The sequence below is a fragment of the Streptomyces sp. NPDC047853 genome (assembly GCF_043204535.1).
Classification (GTDB): Bacteria; Actinomycetota; Actinomycetes; order Streptomycetales; family Streptomycetaceae; genus Streptomyces.
This window is the reverse complement of the sequence record NZ_JBIDCI010000001.1, coordinates 485,064-503,156: the sequence shown is the minus strand read 5'-3', so window position 1 is coordinate 503,156 and position 18,093 is coordinate 485,064. Positions and strand designations below refer to the sequence as shown.

The 18,093-nt window shown below is 72.2% G+C and carries 15 protein-coding genes; 9 read left to right on the top strand and 6 right to left on the bottom strand.

Translation table 11 applies throughout. From position 1 onward, the window contains the following. Positions 1-10 precede the first annotated feature (10 nt). On the bottom strand, positions 11-1,027 hold the full coding sequence (locus ACGF5T_RS02395) for a 4-hydroxy-3-methylbut-2-enyl diphosphate reductase (protein WP_366766063.1): 1,017 nt from the start codon (positions 1,025-1,027) through the stop codon (positions 11-13). Between the two features lie 127 nt (positions 1,028-1,154). Here ACGF5T_RS02395 and ACGF5T_RS02390 point away from each other — a divergent pair, with 127 nt between their 5' ends. The 3 genes from ACGF5T_RS02390 to ACGF5T_RS02380 all read left to right on the top strand — a co-directional run bounded on the left by ACGF5T_RS02390 (position 1,155) and on the right by ACGF5T_RS02380 (position 4,167). Further along, the gene (locus tag ACGF5T_RS02390) at positions 1,155-2,570 is read left to right on the top strand and encodes an APC family permease (RefSeq protein WP_366766062.1); all 1,416 of its coding nucleotides are present in this window, start codon (positions 1,155-1,157) and stop codon (positions 2,568-2,570) included. A 127-nt stretch (positions 2,571-2,697) separates the two neighbouring features. Beyond that, entirely contained in the window at positions 2,698-3,906 is a 1,209-nt protein-coding gene (xseA, locus tag ACGF5T_RS02385; protein WP_356604172.1) for an exodeoxyribonuclease VII large subunit, read from the top strand. Positions 3,907-3,915: 9 nt separating this feature from the next. Then, on the top strand, positions 3,916-4,167 hold the full coding sequence (locus tag ACGF5T_RS02380; RefSeq protein ID WP_356604170.1) for an exodeoxyribonuclease VII small subunit: 252 nt from the start codon (positions 3,916-3,918) through the stop codon (positions 4,165-4,167). A gap of 53 nt (positions 4,168-4,220) precedes the next feature. Here ACGF5T_RS02380 and ACGF5T_RS02375 read toward each other — a convergent pair whose 3' ends face one another. Further along, on the bottom strand, positions 4,221-4,433 hold the full coding sequence (locus tag ACGF5T_RS02375; RefSeq protein ID WP_356604168.1) for a DUF4287 domain-containing protein: 213 nt from the start codon (positions 4,431-4,433) through the stop codon (positions 4,221-4,223). A gap of 563 nt (positions 4,434-4,996) precedes the next feature. On the opposite strand from ACGF5T_RS02375, the gene ACGF5T_RS02370 reads away from it, so the two are divergent. Then, entirely contained in the window at positions 4,997-5,587 is a 591-nt protein-coding gene (locus ACGF5T_RS02370; RefSeq protein ID WP_356604166.1) for a malonic semialdehyde reductase, read from the top strand. Between the two features lie 130 nt (positions 5,588-5,717). Here the strand turns inward: ACGF5T_RS02370 and ACGF5T_RS02365 are convergent, their stop codons facing one another. Further along, positions 5,718-6,251: a DUF4245 domain-containing protein gene (locus tag ACGF5T_RS02365; protein ID WP_356604164.1), complete on the bottom strand. Its 534-nt coding sequence runs from the start codon at positions 6,249-6,251 to the stop codon at positions 5,718-5,720. Positions 6,252-6,377: 126 nt separating this feature from the next. On the opposite strand from ACGF5T_RS02365, the gene glpX reads away from it, so the two are divergent. Beyond that, on the top strand, positions 6,378-7,409 hold the full coding sequence (gene glpX / locus ACGF5T_RS02360; protein ID WP_356604162.1) for a class II fructose-bisphosphatase: 1,032 nt from the start codon (positions 6,378-6,380) through the stop codon (positions 7,407-7,409). Between the two features lie 429 nt (positions 7,410-7,838). On the opposite strand, the gene ACGF5T_RS02355 is transcribed toward glpX, so the two are convergent. Next, a complete protein-coding gene (locus tag ACGF5T_RS02355) occupies positions 7,839-8,219 on the bottom strand; it encodes a WhiB family transcriptional regulator (RefSeq protein WP_356604160.1) in 381 nt (126 codons plus the stop codon). Between the two features lie 104 nt (positions 8,220-8,323). Then, complete coding sequence (locus tag ACGF5T_RS02350) at positions 8,324-9,031, bottom strand: DUF1707 domain-containing protein (protein WP_366766061.1); 708 nt, start codon at positions 9,029-9,031, stop codon at positions 8,324-8,326. A 254-nt stretch (positions 9,032-9,285) separates the two neighbouring features. On the opposite strand from ACGF5T_RS02350, the gene ACGF5T_RS02345 reads away from it, so the two are divergent. The 4 genes from ACGF5T_RS02345 (at position 9,286) to ACGF5T_RS02330 (ending at position 15,602) form a co-directional block, all read left to right on the top strand. Continuing rightward, the gene (locus ACGF5T_RS02345) at positions 9,286-10,962 is read left to right on the top strand and encodes a fumarate hydratase (RefSeq protein WP_366766060.1); all 1,677 of its coding nucleotides are present in this window, start codon (positions 9,286-9,288) and stop codon (positions 10,960-10,962) included. 77 nt (positions 10,963-11,039) lie between these two features. Then, positions 11,040-12,443: a class II fumarate hydratase gene (locus ACGF5T_RS02340; RefSeq protein WP_366766059.1), complete on the top strand. Its 1,404-nt coding sequence runs from the start codon at positions 11,040-11,042 to the stop codon at positions 12,441-12,443. 89 nt (positions 12,444-12,532) lie between these two features. After that, the gene (locus ACGF5T_RS02335; RefSeq protein ID WP_361017738.1) at positions 12,533-13,237 is read left to right on the top strand and encodes a DUF402 domain-containing protein; all 705 of its coding nucleotides are present in this window, start codon (positions 12,533-12,535) and stop codon (positions 13,235-13,237) included. A 283-nt stretch (positions 13,238-13,520) separates the two neighbouring features. Further along, positions 13,521-15,602: a SpoIIE family protein phosphatase gene (locus ACGF5T_RS02330; protein WP_356604150.1), complete on the top strand. Its 2,082-nt coding sequence runs from the start codon at positions 13,521-13,523 to the stop codon at positions 15,600-15,602. Between the two features lie 63 nt (positions 15,603-15,665). Here the strand turns inward: ACGF5T_RS02330 and ACGF5T_RS02325 are convergent, their stop codons facing one another. Further along, on the bottom strand, positions 15,666-17,972 hold the full coding sequence (locus ACGF5T_RS02325) for a transglycosylase domain-containing protein (protein ID WP_366766058.1): 2,307 nt from the start codon (positions 17,970-17,972) through the stop codon (positions 15,666-15,668). Positions 17,973-18,093 lie beyond the last annotated feature (121 nt).

Genomic DNA, 18,093 nt, shown 5'->3' with positions numbered 1-18,093 from the left:
CGACTGACGGTCACGCCCCTGCCGTACCGGAGCCGCCCCGCTCCGCCACCAGGGACGCCGCCTCCTCGCGCAGGTCGCGGCGGAGCTCCTTGGGCAGCGAGAAGACGATCGACTCCTCGGCGGCCTTGACGATCTCCACGTCCTCGAAGCCGCGCTGCGACAGCCACTCCAGGACCTGCTCGACCAGGACGTCCGGTACGGAGGCGCCGGAGGTGACACCCACCGTGGTCACGCCCTCCAGCCACGCCGCGTCGATCTCGTCGGCGAAGTCCACGAGGTACGCGTCGCGGGCGCCCGCCTGCTTGGCGACCTCGACGAGACGTACGGAGTTGGACGAGTTGCGGGAGCCGACGACGATCACCAGGTCGGCCTCGGCGCCCATCTGCTTCACGGCGAGCTGGCGGTTCTGCGTGGCGTAGCAGATGTCGTCGCTCGGCGGGGAGATGAGTTGCGGGAACTTCTCCTTGAGGGCGTCGACGGTCTCCATGGTCTCGTCCACCGACAGGGTGGTCTGGGAGAGCCAGACGACCTTGGACGGGTCCCGGACCTCGACCTTGGCGACGTCCTCGGGGCCGTCGACCAGCTGGATGTGGTCGGGGGCCTCGCCGGAGGTGCCGATGACCTCCTCGTGGCCCTCGTGGCCGATCAGGAGGATGTCGTAGTCGTCGTCGGCGAAGCGGACGGCTTCCTTGTGCACCTTGGTGACGAGCGGGCAGGTGGCGTCGATGGTGGCGAGCCTGCCGCGCTCGGCCTCCTCGTGGACGACGGGGGCCACGCCGTGGGCGGAGAACATCACGATGTTGCCCGGGGGGACCTCGTCCGTCCGCTCGACGAAGACGGCGCCCTTCTTCTCCAGGGTCTGGACCACGTACTTGTTATGGACGATCTCGTGCCGGACGTAGACGGGAGCGCCGTACTGCTCCAGGGCTTTCTCGACGGCGATCACGGCGCGGTCCACACCCGCGCAGTAGCCACGGGGGGCGGCGAGCAGGACACGGCGGCCAGGCGAAGCAGTCATGGCACCCATCGTAAGGCCGCGTTCGGCGGGTCAGAGATCGCGTGGGTGCGGCGTTGCCGGGGAGACTGACGGGGACGCGGACGGGGACGTTCCGGAGCAGGGTCCGAGCAGGGTCCGAGGTGCTGGCGGAGGCACGATGGCGGAGACCGGTACGGCGGCCGACGGGGCCGGTGGCGAACACCACGAACACGACGAGCACCCAGCGCACCCGGAGCACGAGCACCGGCTGAAGCGCAGCCTCGGCTTCAGGGATCTGGTCGTCTACGGGCTGCTGTTCATCGCGCCCATGGCGCCGGTCGGGGTCTTCGGCACGCTGGACGCCAAGTCGCACGGCGCGGTGGCGCTCGTCTACGTGATCGCCACGGTCGCGATGGCGTTCACCGCGTTCAGCTACGCCCAGATGGTGCGGGTGGTCCCCCAGGCGGGCTCGGTGTTCGCCTACGCGCGCGCGGGGCTCGGGAACGGTGCCGGTTTCGTCGCGGGCTGGATGGCGATGCTGGACTACGTCCTCATCCCGGCGGTGGCGTACCTGTTCTCCGGCATCGCCATGGAGGCGCTGGTCCCGGAGGTGTCGCGCTGGGTGTGGACGGCGATCGCGGTGGTCGTCACGACGGCGCTGAACCTGTGGGGGGTGCGCGCCGCGGCCCGGGTGGGCTTCCTGGTGCTCGCCATGGAGATCGTGGTCCTGCTGGTGTTCCTGGTGGCGGCGGTCGTGGTCCTGGCGCGTGACGGTGCCGAGCGGGGCTGGCTGTCGCCACTGTCCGGGGACGGGACGCAGGGGGCGTTCGCGCTGTCGGCGGTGGTGGGCGCGGTGTCGGTGGCGGTGCTGTCGTACCTGGGTTTCGACGCGATCGCGACCTTCGCGGAGGAGGTCACCGGCGGGTCGGCGAAGGTCGCGCGGGCGCTGCTGTTCTGCCTGGCGCTGGCGGGCGTGCTGTTCGTGGCGCAGACGTACCTGGTGGCGCTGCTGGAGCCGGTGTCGTCGGCCCAGCTGGCGGCGGAGCCGGAGCGGCAGGGGTCGGCGTTCTACGACGCCGTGGACTCGTCGGTCGGCACGTGGCTGCACGACCTGGTGGCGGTGAGCAAGGCCATCGGTGCGGCGTTCGCGGCGCTGGCCGGGCAGGCCGCGGCCGGGCGGCTGATCTTCGCGATGGGCCGCGACCGGCGGCTGCCGAAGGTGCTGTCGCGGACGTACTCCGGGGTGCCGCGCGGGGCGCTGCTGGTCTCGGCCGTGATCACGATGGGGGCCGCGGTGTGGGCGGCGCGCCGGGACGACGGTCTCGACCACCTGGTCTCGGTCGTCGACGTCGGCGCGCTGACGGCGTTCACACTGCTGCACGCGAGCGTGGTGGGCTGGTTCGCGGTGCGGCGCCGCGGGGGGCCGGTGAGCTGGTGGCGCCATGTGCTGCTGCCGGTGCTCGGCGCGGCGATCACCGTGGCCGTCATCGTGGAGGCCTCGCACACCGCGCAGGTGGTGGGGGCGATCTGGCTGGCGGTGGGTCTGGTGGTGCTGGCGGTCCAGGCCCGGCGCAGGCCTCCGGCGGGGACGTGAGCGGACCGGGGGTGACTGCCCGGAAGGCGGGCGACCTGGGCGGGCCTCCCCGCGCACCGGCGGCTTCGGCGGCGGCCCCGCCGTCGACCGGGCCGCGTTGTCGGACCCGGCCGCTACGCTCGGGCGCATGGCTGTCCACTCGACTCCCGAAAGCCCGCTGCCCGTCGGCGAGGTGTCACGCCTGATCGGAGGCTGGATCGACCGTCTCGGCGCGGTGTGGGTCGAGGGGCAGATCACCCAGTTGTCGCGGCGGCCCGGCGCGGGCGTCGTGTTCCTGACGCTGCGCGACCCGTCGTACGACATCTCCGTGAGCGTGACCTGCTACCGGCAGGTGTTCGACGCGGTGGCGGACGTGGTGGGTGAGGGCGCGCGGGTCGTGGTCCAGGCGAAGCCGGAGTGGTACGCGCCGCGGGGACAGCTGTCGCTGCGGGCCGCCGAGATCAAGCCGGTGGGTGTGGGGGAGCTGCTGGCGCGCCTGGAGCAGCTGAAGAAGACCCTCGCGCGGGAGGGGCTCTTCGCGCCCGAGCGGAAGAAGTCGCTGCCGTTCCTGCCGCAGCTCATCGGCCTGGTCTGCGGCCGGGCCTCGGCGGCCGAGCGGGACGTCCTGGAGAACGCCCGGCACCGCTGGCCGGCCGTCCGCTTCGAGGTGCGCAATGTCCCCGTGCAGGGCGTGCACGCCGTGCCGCAGGTGACGCAGGCGGTGAAGGAGCTGGACGCGATGGACGACGTCGATGTGATCGTCGTCGCGCGGGGCGGGGGCAGCGTGGAGGATCTGCTGCCGTTCTCCGACGAGCAGCTGGTGCGGGCGGTCGCCGCCTGCCGTACGCCGGTCGTCTCGGCGATCGGCCACGAGCCGGACAATCCGCTCCTCGACCACGTCGCCGACCTGCGGGCCTCCACGCCGACCGACGCCGCGAAGAAGGTCGTGCCGGACGTCGGCGAGGAGTACGAGCGGGTGCGCCAGCTCCGGGACCGCGCCCGGCGCTGCGTGGCGGCGTACGTCGACCGGGAGGAGCGGGGGCTGGCCCACGCCCTGGCCCGGCCGTCGATACAGGATCCGCACCGGATGATCGACGAGCGGGCCGACCAGGTGACGGCCCTGCTGGAGCGGGGCCGCCGCTCCCTCGGGCACCAGCTCGACCGGGCCCGTTCGGAGTTGGCGCACACGCACGCGCGCGTGGTGGCCCTCTCCCCCGCCGCGACCCTCAAGCGCGGGTACGCGGTGCTCCAGCGAGCCGACGGCCACGCCGTGCGGGACCCCGGCGAGGTGGAGCCGGGCGAGACGCTGCGCGCACGCGTGTCCGAGGGTGATTTCTCCGTACGAGTCGACGCATAGGGTGGGTGGATGACCAGCGAGGTGGAGCAGCCGACGGCCGTGACCGAGGCGCTCGGGTACGAGCAGGCGCGGGACGAGCTGATCGAGGTCGTACGGCGGCTGGAGGCCGGCGGTACGACGCTGGAGGAGTCCCTCGCGCTGTGGGAGCGGGGCGAGGAGCTGGCGAAGGTCTGCCGCCGCTGGTTGGACGGCGCCCGGGCCCGCCTCGACGCGGCGCTCGCCGAGGAGGCCGAGGCGGACGACGAGGACGCCGACCGCTAGGCGGCGGCCGGCGCCCCGCGGGAGGGCGGCCGCCGGTCCCGTCGGCGCGCGGCCTACTTCCGCGTGTCCTCGGCCAGGGTGTGCGCCACCAGCGCGTTGGCGTGCCCGTGGCCCAGGCCGTGCTCGGTCTTGAGCCAGGCGACGAGTTCCATGTGCTTGCCGAGCGGAGAGGAGCGGATCATTTCCTTCCACTCGGCGACCGGGCGGCCGTACTTCTTCTCGATCGACGGGAAATAGGAGGCGGGGCCCTTCACGGCGGCGGTCATGTCGATGCGCTCCAAGCGGTCCGGGTGTGCGAGGCGTTCTGCCACCGTGTGAGACCCGCGCCCGGAGGAGAAGTCATCCGGCCGCCGGAGTGACCTGCATCACTTCACCTCCAGCGCCGTGAAGCGCGGCCAGGGCACCGTCGGGCCGGCCCCCTCGGGGAGGCCGGCACCCCCCCCCGCCGCTCGGTGGTGAGGCTCTGGCGGGCCGGTCCGTCCCGGTGAGCACGCCGAGCCCGGCGCGCGCCGGGCCATCCGACACGCGCCGGCGCCCGGGGTGGACGGTGTGCAGGACGACGAGGTCCCACGCGCGGGTGCGCGGGTCCGGCAGGCGGCGCAGGGGCCACGGCGACGCGGACCGACGGCGATTCCGCCGCCCGTCCTCCGGCGACCCGCCCGCCGCCGCGCCCCTCGGACCGCCCCCTTCGCCTCGACGGCGATGTGAAGCGGATCACCGCATCCCAGTTTTGGTTGAACTTTGAACTTCTTTCCCGTAGCGTCGTCCCCGTCAACGGCTCCCACCGCTCCGCGCGGAGCGCCGACGCACACCCCGAGGAAGATCAACCATGTCTCTCGTTCTTGACCCCGCCGCCCAGGACCTGCTGTTCCGCGAGGCCCGCACCGCGAACACCTTCACCGACGAGCCGGTGACCGACGAGCAGGTCCAGGCGATCTACGACCTGGTCAAGTACGGCCCGACCGCCTTCAACCAGTCGCCGCTGCGCATCACGCTGGTCCGCTCCCCCGAGGCCCGCGAGCGCCTCGTCCAGCACATGGCCGAGGGCAACCAGCCCAAGACGGCCGCCGCTCCGCTGGTGGCGATCCTCTCGGCGGACAACGAGTTCCACGAGGAGCTGCCGCAGCTCTTCCCGCACTTCCCGCAGGCCAAGGACGCCTTCTTCAGCGAGCGCCCGGCGCGCGAGGGCGCCGCCCTGCTGAACGCCGCCCTGCAGGCCGCGTACTTCATCGTCGGCGTGCGCGCCGCGGGTCTGGCCGCCGGGCCGATGACCGGCTTCGACTTCGAGGGCGTCCGCAAGGAGTTCCTGGACGACGACCACACCCCGCTGATGGTCGTGAACATCGGCCGCCCGGGCCCGGACGCCTGGTTCCCGCGCTCCCCGCGCCTGGCGTACGACGAGGTCGTCACCACGGTCTGAGGCATCACGACGGCCTGAGGACGCCCTCCGTCTCCCGACGCGTGACGAAGCCCCCCGGTGGTGCACCGGGGGGCTTCGTCGTACGCCGGGGAGCCGGAGGCTCAGCGCTGTACGCCCGTGAGCCGGGGGCTCAGGCCAGCTTCAGCGCCGCCGCCATCTTGGAGAGCTGGTCGAACGAGCCCGTGCCGGCCACGACCGTCGTCGCGCCCTTCATGTCGTCCGCGCCCTGGAGCACCAGCGCGTCGTACCGGCCGCCCGTGTACCGGGTCCAGGTCCGGCCGCCGATCTCCTCGGTCCGCTCGGTCGCCCGCGCACCCTGACTGGCGTCCTCGATGAAGGTGGCCGCCTTCTTCGTGGACTGCTCGACCGCCACGTACTCGCCGTCCGGAGCCCGGAAACCCAGGTGCCAGGCGTCGAAGTCGTCGCCCTTGAAGCGCACGGAGGTCGCCTTCCAGTCCTCCGAGAGGCCCTGGGGCGCCGCCACCGGGTACGACGCGGCGCGCTGCGCGGTGAGCAGCTCGACCCGGTAGTCGACCCGCTTGACCGGGGGCTCTCCGTCTTCGTGCGGGATGAAGATCCAGATGACGCCCGCCGCGAGCACGATGAGCCCGAGGGAGAGGATCATGTCCCGGGCCGACTTCTGCTTGCCACTCATTCCTGCCACGCCCCCTATCGTCGCAGGTGCCTGGCGTGCTCATACGTGGGGCCCCCTGCTCATTTTGTCGGACTGACGATAGAGTCATGGCCATACCCTCATCCGGCCGTCGTCGTATCAGAAAGGTGCGCTCCGATGACCGAGCATCATCTGCCGTCCGAACTGGACGTCCCCTCAGAGGCTCCCGACCGCAACCTCGCCCTGGAACTCGTCCGGGTCACCGAGGCCGCGGCGATGGCCGCCGGCCGCTGGGTCGGGCGCGGTGACAAGAACGGCGCCGACGGTGCCGCGGTGCGCGCCATGCGCACCCTCGTCTCCACCGTCTCGATGAACGGCGTCGTCGTCATCGGCGAGGGCGAGAAGGACGAGGCCCCGATGCTTTTCAACGGAGAGCGGGTCGGGGACGGCACCGGGGCCGAGGTCGACATCGCCGTCGACCCGATCGACGGCACCACGCTGACCGCCAAGGGCATGACCAACGCCATCGCGGTGCTGGCCGCCGCCGAGCGGGGCTCCATGTTCGACCCGTCGGCCGTCTTCTACATGGACAAGCTGGTCACCGGGCCCGAGGCCGCCGACTTCGTCGACATCAACGCGCCGGTGTCCGTGAACATCCGCCGCATCGCCAAGGCCAAGCGGCGCACCCCCGAGGACGTCACCGTCGTCATCCTCGACCGGCCCCGGCACCAGGGGCTCATCAAGGAGGTCCGGGAGACGGGCGCCCGCATCAAGCTGATCTCCGACGGCGACGTGGCCGGCTCCATCCTGGCGCTGCGCGAGGGCACCGGCATCGACCTGCTGCTCGGGGTGGGCGGCACGCCGGAGGGCATCATCTCGGCCTGTGCGGTGAAGTGCCTGGGCGGCACCATCCAGGGCAAGCTGTGGCCCAAGGACGACGAGGAACGGCAGCGCGCGGTCGACGCCGGCCACGACCTGGACCGGGTGCTGACCACCGACGACCTGGTCTCCGGGGACAACGTCTTCTTCGTCGCGACCGGCATCACCGACGGCGAGCTGCTGCGCGGGGTGCGCTACCGGTCCGAGACGGCCACGACCGACTCGATCGTGATGCGGTCGAAGTCGGGCACGGTGCGGCGGATCGACTCCGAGCACCGGCTGAGCAAGCTGCGGGCCTACAGCGCGGTGGACTTCGACCGGGCGAAGTGACTCCGTCGGTTCTGCGGGGCGCCCGCTGAAGCGGGGGTGCGTGTCGTGGGGCGGGTGCGGGTGCGTCGTGGCTTGTCGCGCAGTTCCCCGCGCCCCTGGGGGGCGGGAGCGGTGCCCGGCGGCGTGATGTGCGGGGCGGCCGGGGCGCCCGCCGAAGCGGGGGTGCGTGTCGTGGGGCGGGGTGCGGGCGTGTCGTGGCTTGTCGCGCAGTTCCCCGCGCCCCTGGGGGGCGGGAGCGGTGCCCGGCGGCGTGATGTGCGGGGCGGCCGGGGCGCCCGCTGAGGTGGGGGTGCGTGTCGTGGGGCGGGTGCGGGTGTGTCGTGGCTGGGCGCGCAGTTCCCCGCGTCCCTGGGGCGGGCCCGCCGGTTTCGGTGTATGCGAGAAGGCACCCTCTGTGCGGAGAGGGTGCCTTCCTGTGTGCCTGGGTCGCTAGCCCGCCGCGGCTATGCGGTCCGCCGCGGGGCGGGCCGTCTTCTTCAGTTCGAGGTCGCGGCGACGGCGCCTGGCCAGCACCACGCGGCGCTCCGCGGCGGTGAGGCCGCCCCAGACGCCGTAGGGCTCGGGCTGGAGCAGGGCGTGCTCGCGGCACTCGACCATGACCGGGCAGCGCGCGCAGACGCGCTTGGCGGCCTCCTCGCGGGAGAGCCGGGCGGCGGTGGGTTCCTTGGACGGTGCGAAGAACAGTCCGGCCTCGTCGCGCCGGCACACCGCCTCGGTGTGCCAGGGAGCGTCTTGGTCCCTGTCCCGCTCGGGCACCCGCTGGGCCGGAACGGCAGCGACCTGCAGGGACGAATGCGGCGGTTGCAGCACGGTCTACTCCTGACGACGGCTTCGCGAGCGAGAGACGATGCGTCAAGGCTTACCCGCTGTGCGCGCGCCTATGCACTGGGTTTCCCACCGCGGCGCGCGCCGCGCTACAGGTGCTTGCGCAAACCCTCGTCGACCTTGCGCTGCACCCGCCCCAGGAGATCCGCGACGAGCTTGCCACGCTTCGGTCGAGCCTCGATCGAGCCCAGCACGGCCCAGCCGTCGACATAGACGACGGGAGCCCCGGCGTCGGCCGCGTCGAGCGTGTCCACCTCGAAGCTGCCGAGCACGCCACCGCCCGCGCCGCGCAGCGACACGTTCTCCGGGACGCGCACCTCGACGCTGCCGAAGACGGAGAACGCCTTGATCACGACCTGCTGGTGTTCGAAGACGGCCTCGCTGAGGTCTATCTCGACACTGCCGAAGACCGCGTACGCGTGGATGCGGCGGCTCGCCCGCAAGCGGCCCTTGCGGACGGCGCTGCTGAAGACCGCCACCACGTTCTCGTCCGGGTCGGAGGGGACGGTGCCGGCGGCCGGACGGTGGGGCGCGGCCGGCGCGGCGGTGTGCCCTCCGGCGTGCCCGGCGGGCAGGTCCCGGACGAAGACGTCCAGCTCGCCGACCGTCTTGGCGGCCAGCACGCCCTCGACGCGCTCGGCATGCTCCTCGGCGTCGAGACGCCCCTCGGCGAGGGCCTCGCGCAGCATGTCGGCGATGCGGTCACGGTCGGCGTCCGAGGCGCGCAGCTCGGAGACGCGCGGTGCGGGCTCGCGCGGTGCCGCGGTCTGGGGTCGGTCGTGCTTCTGAAGGTCCACGGCAGCAGCGTACCGAAACGCGATAGATCGCGACCAGACCTGTGGACAACCTTGTCGCGACGCGCTTGTCGCGACGCGCCCCCGGTGCCACACGGTCCCACCCGGTCCCACCCGGTCCCACCCGGGCGCGTGCCGGCCTACTGAGCCTGACCTCACAAGCTCGCCGCCGACGGCAGGTTCTACGCTGGTGGACGCTGCCGATGGAGGCCAGCCGTCGTGCTGTGGAATCCAGCCGCGCGTCTGTCGAGTGAGGAATGGGCGAGATGCCTGAGTTCGCGTACACCGATCTGCTCCCCCAGGGAGAGGACACCACTCCGTACCGGCTGGTGACCTCCGAGGGCGTCTCCACCTTCGAGGCCGACGGGCGGACCTTCCTCAAGGTGGAGCCCGAGGCGCTGCGCAAGCTGGCCGAAGAGGCGATCCACGACATCCAGCACCACCTCCGCCCCGCCCACCTGGCACAGCTGCGCCGCATCATCGACGACCCGGAGGCCTCGGGCAACGACAAGTTCGTCGCCCTGGACCTGCTGAAGAACGCGAACATCGCGGCGGCCGGCGTGCTGCCGATGTGCCAGGACACCGGCACGGCGATCGTCATGGGCAAGCGCGGGCAGAACGTGCTCACGGCGGGCGGCGACGAGGAGGCCCTGAGCCGGGGCATCTACGACGCCTACCAGAACCTGAACCTGCGCTACTCGCAGATGGCCCCGCTCACCATGTGGGACGAGAAGAACACGGGCTCGAACCTCCCGGCCCAGATCGAGCTGTACGCCACCGACGGCGGCGCCTACAAGTTCCTGTTCATGGCCAAGGGTGGCGGCTCGGCCAACAAGAGCTTCCTCTACCAGGAGACGAAGGCCGTCCTGAACGAGTCCTCCATGATGAAGTTCCTGGAGGAGAAGATCCGCTCGCTGGGCACGGCCGCCTGCCCGCCGTACCACCTGGCGATCGTCGTCGGCGGCACGTCGGCCGAGTACGCGCTGAAGACCGCGAAGTACGCCTCCGCGCACTACCTGGACGAGATCCCGGCCGAGGGCTCGGCGCTCGGGCACGGCTTCCGGGACAAGGAGCTGGAGGAGAAGGTCTTCGAGCTGACGCAGAAGATCGGCATCGGGGCGCAGTTCGGCGGCAAGTACTTCTGCCACGACGTGCGCGTGGTGCGCCTGCCGCGGCACGGGGCCTCCTGCCCGGTCGCGATCGCCGTCTCCTGCTCCGCCGACCGCCAGGCCGTCGCGAAGATCACCGCCGAGGGCGTCTTCCTGGAGCAGCTGGAGACCGACCCGGCGCGGTTCCTGCCGGAGACCACCGACGAGCAGCTCGACGCCGACGGCGACGTCGTGAAGATCGACCTCAACCAGCCGATGGACGCCGTCCTCGCCGAGCTGACCAAGTACCCGGTGAAGACCCGGCTGTCCCTCACCGGCCCCCTGGTCGTGGCCCGCGACATCGCGCACGCCAAGATCAAGGAGCGGCTGGACGCGGGCGAGGAGATGCCGCAGTACCTGAAGGACCACCCGGTGTACTACGCCGGTCCGGCGAAGACGCCCGAGGGGTACGCCTCCGGGTCGTTCGGTCCGACCACCGCCGGGCGGATGGACTCCTACGTGGAGCAGTTCCAGGCGGCGGGCGGCTCCCGGGTGATGCTGGCGAAGGGCAACCGGAGCAAGCAGGTCACCGACGCCTGCGACGCGCACGGCGGCTTCTACCTCGGCTCCATCGGCGGCCCGGCGGCCCGGCTCGCCCAGGACTGCATCAAGAAGGTCGAGGTCGTCGAGTACGAGGAGCTCGGCATGGAGGCGGTCTGGAAGATCGAGGTCGAGGACTTCCCGGCGTTCATCGTGGTGGACGACAAGGGCAACGACTTCTTCCAGGACCCCGCGCCGGCGCCCACGTTCACGTCCATTCCGGTACGCGGCCCCGGACTCGCCTGACCCGGTCCGTGACGATTCGCCTCCACGGGGAACAGTGGTCCCGGCGCGGACGCTGTGACACGTGGAGGTGATCGTCGATGGCCGACGAGCAGGACAGGACCGAGTACCGCACCGAGCACGACTCGATGGGCGAGGTGCGGGTGCCCGCCCACGCCAAGTGGCGCGCGCAGACCCAGCGGGCGGTGGAGAACTTCCCGGTCTCCGGGCAGCGCATCGAACGCGCCCACATCGAGGCGCTCGCGCGGATCAAGGGGGCGGCGGCCAAGGTCAACGCCGAGCTGGGGGTCCTGGACCAGGACGTCGCCGCCGCGATCCAGGAGGCGGCGGGCGAGGTCGCCGAGGGGAAGTGGGACGAGCACTTCCCGGTCGACGTGTTCCAGACGGGGTCCGGCACCTCGTCCAACATGAACACCAACGAGGTCCTCGCCACCCTGGCCACCGAGCGCCTCGGCCGCGACGTGCACCCCAACGACCACGTCAACGCCTCCCAGTCGTCCAACGACGTCTTCCCCTCGTCGATCCACATCGCGGCCACCGCCGCCGTCACCCGTGACCTGATCCCGGCCCTCGACCACCTCGCCGACGCCCTGGAGCGCAAGGCGGCGGAGTTCGGCGACGTCGTGAAGTCCGGGCGCACGCACCTCATGGACGCCACGCCCGTCACCCTGGGCCAGGAGTTCGGCGGCTACGCGGCCCAGGTGCGGTACGGCGTCGAGCGGCTCAACGCCTCGCTCCCCCGGCTCGCCGAGCTGCCGCTGGGCGGCACCGCCGTCGGCACCGGCATCAACACCCCGCCCGGCTTCTCCGCCGCCGTCATCGCGGAGGTGGCCCGCGCGACCGGGCTGCCGCTGACCGAGGCGCGCGACCACTTCGAGGCGCAGGGCGCCCGGGACGGCATCGTGGAGACCAGCGGGCAGCTGCGGACCATCGCCGTGGGCCTGACGAAGATCGCCAACGACCTGCGGTGGATGGCGTCCGGGCCGCGGACCGGGCTGGCGGAGATCTCCCTGCCCGACCTCCAGCCGGGTTCGTCCATCATGCCCGGCAAGGTCAACCCGGTGATCCCCGAGGCGGTCCTCATGGTGGCCGCCCAGGTCACCGGCAACGACGCCACCGTGGCCGCGGCCGGCGCGGCCGGGAACTTCGAACTCAACGTGATGCTGCCGGTCATCGCGAAGAACGTGCTGGAGTCGGTGCGGCTGCTCGCGAACGTCTCGCGGCTGCTCGCCGACCGGACCGTGGACGGCATCGTCGCCCACCGCGAACGGGCCCGGGAGTACGCCGAGTCCTCCCCCTCCGTGGTCACCCCGCTCAACAAGTACATCGGGTACGAGGAGGCCGCCAAGGTCGCCAAGAAGGCGCTGGCGGAGCGGAAGACGATCCGTCAGGTCGTGCTGGAGGGCGGCTACGTCGAGCGCGGCGACCTGACGAGCGAGCAGCTGGACGAGGCCCTGGACGTGCTGCGGATGACCCGCCCATGACCGGCCGCTCCCCGCGCGCGCGGGCCCCCTTCGCGGACGCCCTTCGCGATCACCCCGCGTCGTGTGGTCAGGACACCTAATATCTGTCCATGGCAGACGGTGAAGCGGTGAGCGCGGCGGCGGAGGCGAAGGGTCCGGCGGCCCGGGCGGAGTACTGGGCGCCGGGGAGCCACATCCTGTGGCGGTACCGGGAGAACGGCGGCCGGCACCTGCACATCGCCCGCCCCGTCACCGTCGTCCGGGACGACGCCGAGCTGCTCGCCGTGTGGCTGGCGCCCGGCACCGAGTGCGTGAAGCCGGTGCTCGCCGACGGTACGCCCGTGCACCTGGAACCGCTGGCCTCGCGCTACACCAAGCCGCGCACGGTGCAGCGCGACCGGTGGTTCGGCACGGGCGTGCTGAAGCTGGCCCGACCCGGCGAGCCCTGGTCGGTGTGGCTGTTCTGGGACCCGGGCTGGCGGTTCAAGAACTGGTACGTGAACCTGGAGGAGCCGCTGACCCGTTGGGCGGGCGGCGTCGACTCCGAGGACCACTTCCTGGACATCTCCGTCCACCCGGACCGCAGCTGGTACTGGCGGGACGAGGACGAGTTCGCGCAGGCCCAGCGGGACCGGCTGGTGGACGCCGGGCTCGCCGAACGGGTGCGCAGGGCGGGGCGCGCCGCGGTGGCGGGGATCCGCGCCTGGGGCACCCCCTACGCCGACGGCTGGGAACACTGGCGCCCCGACCCGTCCTGGGCGGTACCGTCACTGCCCGGGGACTGGGACCGCACACCCGCGCAGGTGTCCTCGTGAGACCCTTGCTGCGCCCCCGGGCAGGAAACGTAGGATCGTCCTCCGCAAGGGCGCGCGGCAGCGGCAACCGGCGGAGCGTGCGCTGTGCTTGACCGATCGTCACCGAGGGGCGGCTGGACGTGAGCGAGGGGTACGAGGGCAAGACGGGCACGGGCCGCCGACGGCCCCCCGGTGACACAGGAACAGCCCCTGACCACGCGGCAATCCCGTTCCCGGGGCACGTATTCCGGGTATCGGGATTTCTGCGGGACGAACTGCACGCGCCGCGCGCAGTCCCGGACGGATGGATTCGACACGCGTGACGGAGCACCCGACCTCCTTCGACCGCCCCCAGACGGGCGCCGACCCCGCGGATCCCCGCGGGGCGCTCCTGCGTACCCCCGTGCCGCCGCGCGCCCCCGGGGCCGCGTTACCGGCACAGGGACGCACCGGCGAACCGCCGCCCGCCTCCGGCACCGATGCCTTCGAGCACTCCCAGCCGGGCGCCGAGCCGTCCGTCGAGCCGGAGCCCCTCCGCCCGCGGCCCGCCACCGAGGGCGTCCCCGTCCAGCCGGGCGGCGGCACACCGTCCGGGGCGTCGGCCCCGGAGCGCCGTGGCGCGCCGGCGGAACCCGAGCGGCGCACCGGACAGCCCACCGTGCCCGGGCGGCCCACGCCCATGCGGCGGGACGGCGACCGGCTGCGCTTCGTGGGGGCCGCGACCCGGCGGATCGCCCGGGGCATGGACCTGGACGAGATCGTGATGGGGCTGTGCCGGGCCACCGTGCCGACCTTCGCGGACGCGATCCTCGTGTATCTGCGCGAGCCGCTCCCGGTCGGTGACGAGCGGCCCACCGGCCCCCTGGTGCTGCGGCTCCGGCGCACGGACCGGATACCGGCCGAGCGGGACACCGAGAGCGGGTTCACGCCCGCGGCCCAGCCCGAGCCCTCCGAGCTGGAGTCGGTCGGCTCCGAGCTGTGCGAGGTGCGGCCGGGCAGCGCGCTCGCCGAGGTGCTGCGCGGGGTGCGCCCGGTCTTCACCGACAGCCCCGCCGCCCTCGCCGCCCTGCCGGAACTGCTGGGCGACGGACGCGAGTTCGCCGTCCCGGACGGGCGGCGGGCCATCCTGGCGCCGCTGCGCGGCCGGCGCCGGGTGATCGGGGCCGCCCTGTTCCTGCGCGGCCCGGAGCGCGTCGCCTTCGAGGCCGACGACCTGCTGGTCGCCGCCCAGCTGGCCACGCACAGCGCGCTGGGCATCGACAAGGCGGTGCTGTACGGGCGTGAGGCGTACATCGCCGACGAGCTGCAGCGCACGATGCTCCCGGAGAACCTGCCGCGCTGCACCGGCGTCAGGCTGGCCTCCCGCTACCTTCCGGCCGCGGAGACGGCGCGGGTCGGCGGCGACTGGTACGACGCCATCCCGCTGCCCGGCAGCCGGGTCGCGCTGGTCGTCGGCGACGTCATGGGCCACTCCATGACCTCGGCGGCCATCATGGGCCAGCTGCGGACCACGGCGCAGACCCTGGCCGGGCTCGACCTGCCGCCGCAGGAGGTGCTGCACCACCTCGACGAGCAGGCCCAGCGCCTGGGCACGGACCGCATGGCGACCTGCCTGTACGCCGTGTACGACCCGGTGTCGCACCGCATCACCGTCGCCAACGCCGGTCACCCGCCGCCCGTGCTGCTGCACCTGGGCGGCCGGGCCGAGGTGCTGCGGGTGCCCGCGGGCGCCCCGATCGGGGTCGGCGGCGTGGACTTCGAGGCGGTGGAGCTGGACGCCCCCGCGGGCGCCACGCTGCTCCTCTACACCGACGGGCTGGTCGAGTCCCGCCTGCGGGACGTCTGGACCGGCATAGAGCAGCTGCGGGAGCGCCTCGCGGCGACCGCGCAGCTCACCGGGCCGGACCATCCGCCGCCCCTGGAAGCCCTGTGCGACGAGGTGCTGGACATGCTCGGGCCGGGCGACCGGGACGACGACATCGCGCTGCTCGCCGCCCGCTTCGACGGCATCGCGCCCAGCGACGTGGCGTACTGGTTCCTGGAGCCGGACGACACGGCCCCCGGCCGGGCCCGCCGCCTGGCCCGGCGCGCGCTGGCCCGCTGGGGCATGGAGGACCTCACGGACTCCGTGGAGCTGCTGGTGAGCGAGGTCGTCACCAACGCCGTGCGGTACGCCTCCCGGCCGGTCACCCTGCGGCTGCTGCGCACGGACGTGCTGCGCTGCGAGGTCGGCGACGACGTGCCGCAGCTGCCGCGGCTGCGGCAGGCGCGGGCCACCGACGAGGGCGGGCGCGGGCTGTACCTGGTGAACCGGCTGGCCCGGCGCTGGGGCGCGACGCGGCTGAGCACCGGCAAGGTGGTGTGGTTCGAGCTGAACCGGGGCTGAGGCCCGGGTACGCGGAGAGGGCGCCCGGTGGGTCCGGGCGCCCTTTCGCGTGCCTGTCGTCGGCTACCGCTCCTGCCGGTCCCCGTCGGGGAAGAGCGGGTCCTCCGGCTCCGTGGTCGTTCCGCCCGTCGGCGGCTCGGTGGACGGGCTGTTGGAGGGCGACTGCGACGGCGACTGGGTCGGCGACTCGGTCTCCGGGGCCTCGGTCGTCGGCTCCTGGGTCTCCGGCTCCTCGGTCTCCGGCGCCTTCGAGGTCTCCTCCTGGCTCGGCGACCGGGTCGGCGACTCGCTCCGCGTGGGCGTGTCGCTCGGCTCGACCGCGTTGCCCTGCTTGGTCTCCAGGTCGAACTCGGTGACCTCGTCCATGACGCCGAAGGTGTACGCGGCCCAGATCTCCGCCGGGAAGCCACCGCCGTTGACGCGGTGGTCGACGCCGCCCGCCTTGTACATCGGGACCTGGTTGTGGGTCTTCGGGTCCTCGCCGAAGAGGCCGACCGAGGTGACCAGCTCGGGCGTGAACCCGGTGAACCAGGCCGACCTGTTGTTGTCGGACGTACCCGTCTTGCCGGCCACCTGCTGGCCGTCGCGCAGCGGGTTGTCCCGCACGGACCGCTTGGCCGTACCGTCGTCGACCACGCCGGTGAGCACCGAGGTCACGGTGTCGGCGGCCTCGCGGCTGATGACCTGCTCGCCGATCGGGTCGGGGAAGTCGACCGTGCGGTCCTTGTGCTCGACGGACTTCACGACGGCCGGGGTGACCTTCCTGCCGTGGTGGTCGAGGGTGGCGTAGACCCCCGCCATCTCCAGCGGGCTCGCGCCCATGCTGCCCAGGGTCTGGGCCGGCACGGCGTCCATGCCCTCGGTCTCCATGCCGAGTTCGCCCGCCGTCCGCACGACCTGGGGCATGCCGACGTCGATGCCCATCTGCGCGAAGACGGAGTTGACGGACTTGTTCATCGCCTCCTGGACGGTGATGTCGCCGTAGTCGACGTCGTCCTCGTTCGGGGGCGCGAAGCCGACCTTCTGGTCGCCGTCCATCACGGGGCGCCTGCTCGTGCCGTCGTACATCGTGTTGGACGTGATCGGCACACCGTCCTGCGTCTCGGCGTCCTGGTCGACGGCCGCGGCGAGGATCAGCGGCTTGAAGGTGGAGGCGGGCTGGTAGTCGTCGCGGGTGGCGTTGTTGGTGAAGTGCTTCACGTAGTCCACGCCGCCGTACATCGCGACGACCGAGCCCGTCTTCGGGTCGACGGAGACGGCGCCGGCCTGGACGTCGGCGTCGACCTCGCGCTTGCCGGGGTCGAGCTTGCTGGTGAGCTTGGCCTTGACCGCCTTCTCCAGCTCCGCCTGCTTCTTCCTGTCGACGTTCAGGGTGATGGTGTAGCCGCCGAGGTCGACCAGGGCCTTCGCCTGCTCCAGGTCCTCGGCGACGCCCTGCTCGACGAGACGCTGCCTGAGCGCGTCGTTGGCCGCCTCGACCAGGTAGCCGGTCTGGCCCTCCATCCCGGGGGCCGGCTTGGGCGCCTCGGGCTCCGGGAACGTCATGCCCCGGCGCTCGGTGCCGTCCAGCCACTTCTGCTCGACCATGTTGTCCAGGACGTAGTTCCAGCGCTGCTGGACCAGCTTCTTGCCGGTGTCGCTGGCGATCGCCCAGTCGTACTGGTTGGGCGCCTGGAGCAGCGCGGCGAGGTACGCGCCCTGCTCGACGGTGAGGTCCTCGGCGTCGACGCGGTAGTAGGCCTGGGCGGCGGCCTGGATGCCGTAGGCGCCGCGGCCGTAGTAGCTGGTGTTGATGTAGCCGGCGAGGATGTAGTCCTTGGACTTCTCCCGGTCCAGCTTCAGGGAGATGACCAGTTCCTTCAGCTTGCGCGAGACCGTCTGTTCCTGGGACAGGTAGTAGTTCTTGACGTACTGCTGGGTGATGGTCGAACCACCCTGCGCGCCCTTGCCGGAGAGGGTGTTGAGGACGCCTCGCGCCGTGCCCTTCAGGTCGACGCCCGCGTCCTTGTAGAAGGTCTTGTTCTCGGCGGCGACGAAGGTGTACCGGACGTCCTTGGGGATCTTGGCCAGGTCGACGATCTCGCGGTTGCGCTCGCCGTCCCGGGCCATGATGGTGCCGTCGCTGTACTTGTAGACGTTGCTCTGCAACTCCGCGTCGGCGTTCCCCTCGGGGATGTCGATCACCATGTACAGCACGATGAAGGCGCCCATGCCGAGGAGGCAGAGGCCGAAGAAGGTGCCGAGGATCTTCTTCCAGGTGAACAGCCGGCGTATGCCGCTCTTCCCGCCCGCGCCCGACGAACGGCGGCGTTTCGGCGCCGCGCGGCGGCCACCGCGCTGTCGCGCTCTTCTCTCTTCCGCTCGCCCCATGGGTCCGATCCGCTCCGCTTCGGTCGTCCGTGTGCACGTCTCGCTCACGTGTCACACAGGTTCGTCGCTCAGGTCAGCTCAGAAAGCTAACACCGGGAGGTATGACAAACGGCCGCCGATC

Coding starts and splice junctions, on each gene's coding strand:
- ACGF5T_RS02395 (WP_366766063.1), bottom strand. CDS start 1,027: ATGGGTGCCATGACTGCTTCGCCTGGCCGCCGTGTCCTGCTCGCCGCC.
- ACGF5T_RS02390 (WP_366766062.1), top strand. CDS start 1,155: ATGGCGGAGACCGGTACGGCGGCCGACGGGGCCGGTGGCGAACACCAC.
- xseA (WP_356604172.1), top strand. CDS start 2,698: ATGGCTGTCCACTCGACTCCCGAAAGCCCGCTGCCCGTCGGCGAGGTG.
- ACGF5T_RS02380 (WP_356604170.1), top strand. CDS start 3,916: ATGACCAGCGAGGTGGAGCAGCCGACGGCCGTGACCGAGGCGCTCGGG.
- ACGF5T_RS02375 (WP_356604168.1), bottom strand. CDS start 4,433: ATGACCGCCGCCGTGAAGGGCCCCGCCTCCTATTTCCCGTCGATCGAG.
- ACGF5T_RS02370 (WP_356604166.1), top strand. CDS start 4,997: ATGTCTCTCGTTCTTGACCCCGCCGCCCAGGACCTGCTGTTCCGCGAG.
- glpX (WP_356604162.1), top strand. CDS start 6,378: ATGACCGAGCATCATCTGCCGTCCGAACTGGACGTCCCCTCAGAGGCT.
- ACGF5T_RS02345 (WP_366766060.1), top strand. CDS start 9,286: ATGGGCGAGATGCCTGAGTTCGCGTACACCGATCTGCTCCCCCAGGGA.
- ACGF5T_RS02340 (WP_366766059.1), top strand. CDS start 11,040: ATGGCCGACGAGCAGGACAGGACCGAGTACCGCACCGAGCACGACTCG.
- ACGF5T_RS02335 (WP_361017738.1), top strand. CDS start 12,533: ATGGCAGACGGTGAAGCGGTGAGCGCGGCGGCGGAGGCGAAGGGTCCG.
- ACGF5T_RS02330 (WP_356604150.1), top strand. CDS start 13,521: ATGGATTCGACACGCGTGACGGAGCACCCGACCTCCTTCGACCGCCCC.
- ACGF5T_RS02325 (WP_366766058.1), bottom strand. CDS start 17,972: ATGGGGCGAGCGGAAGAGAGAAGAGCGCGACAGCGCGGTGGCCGCCGC.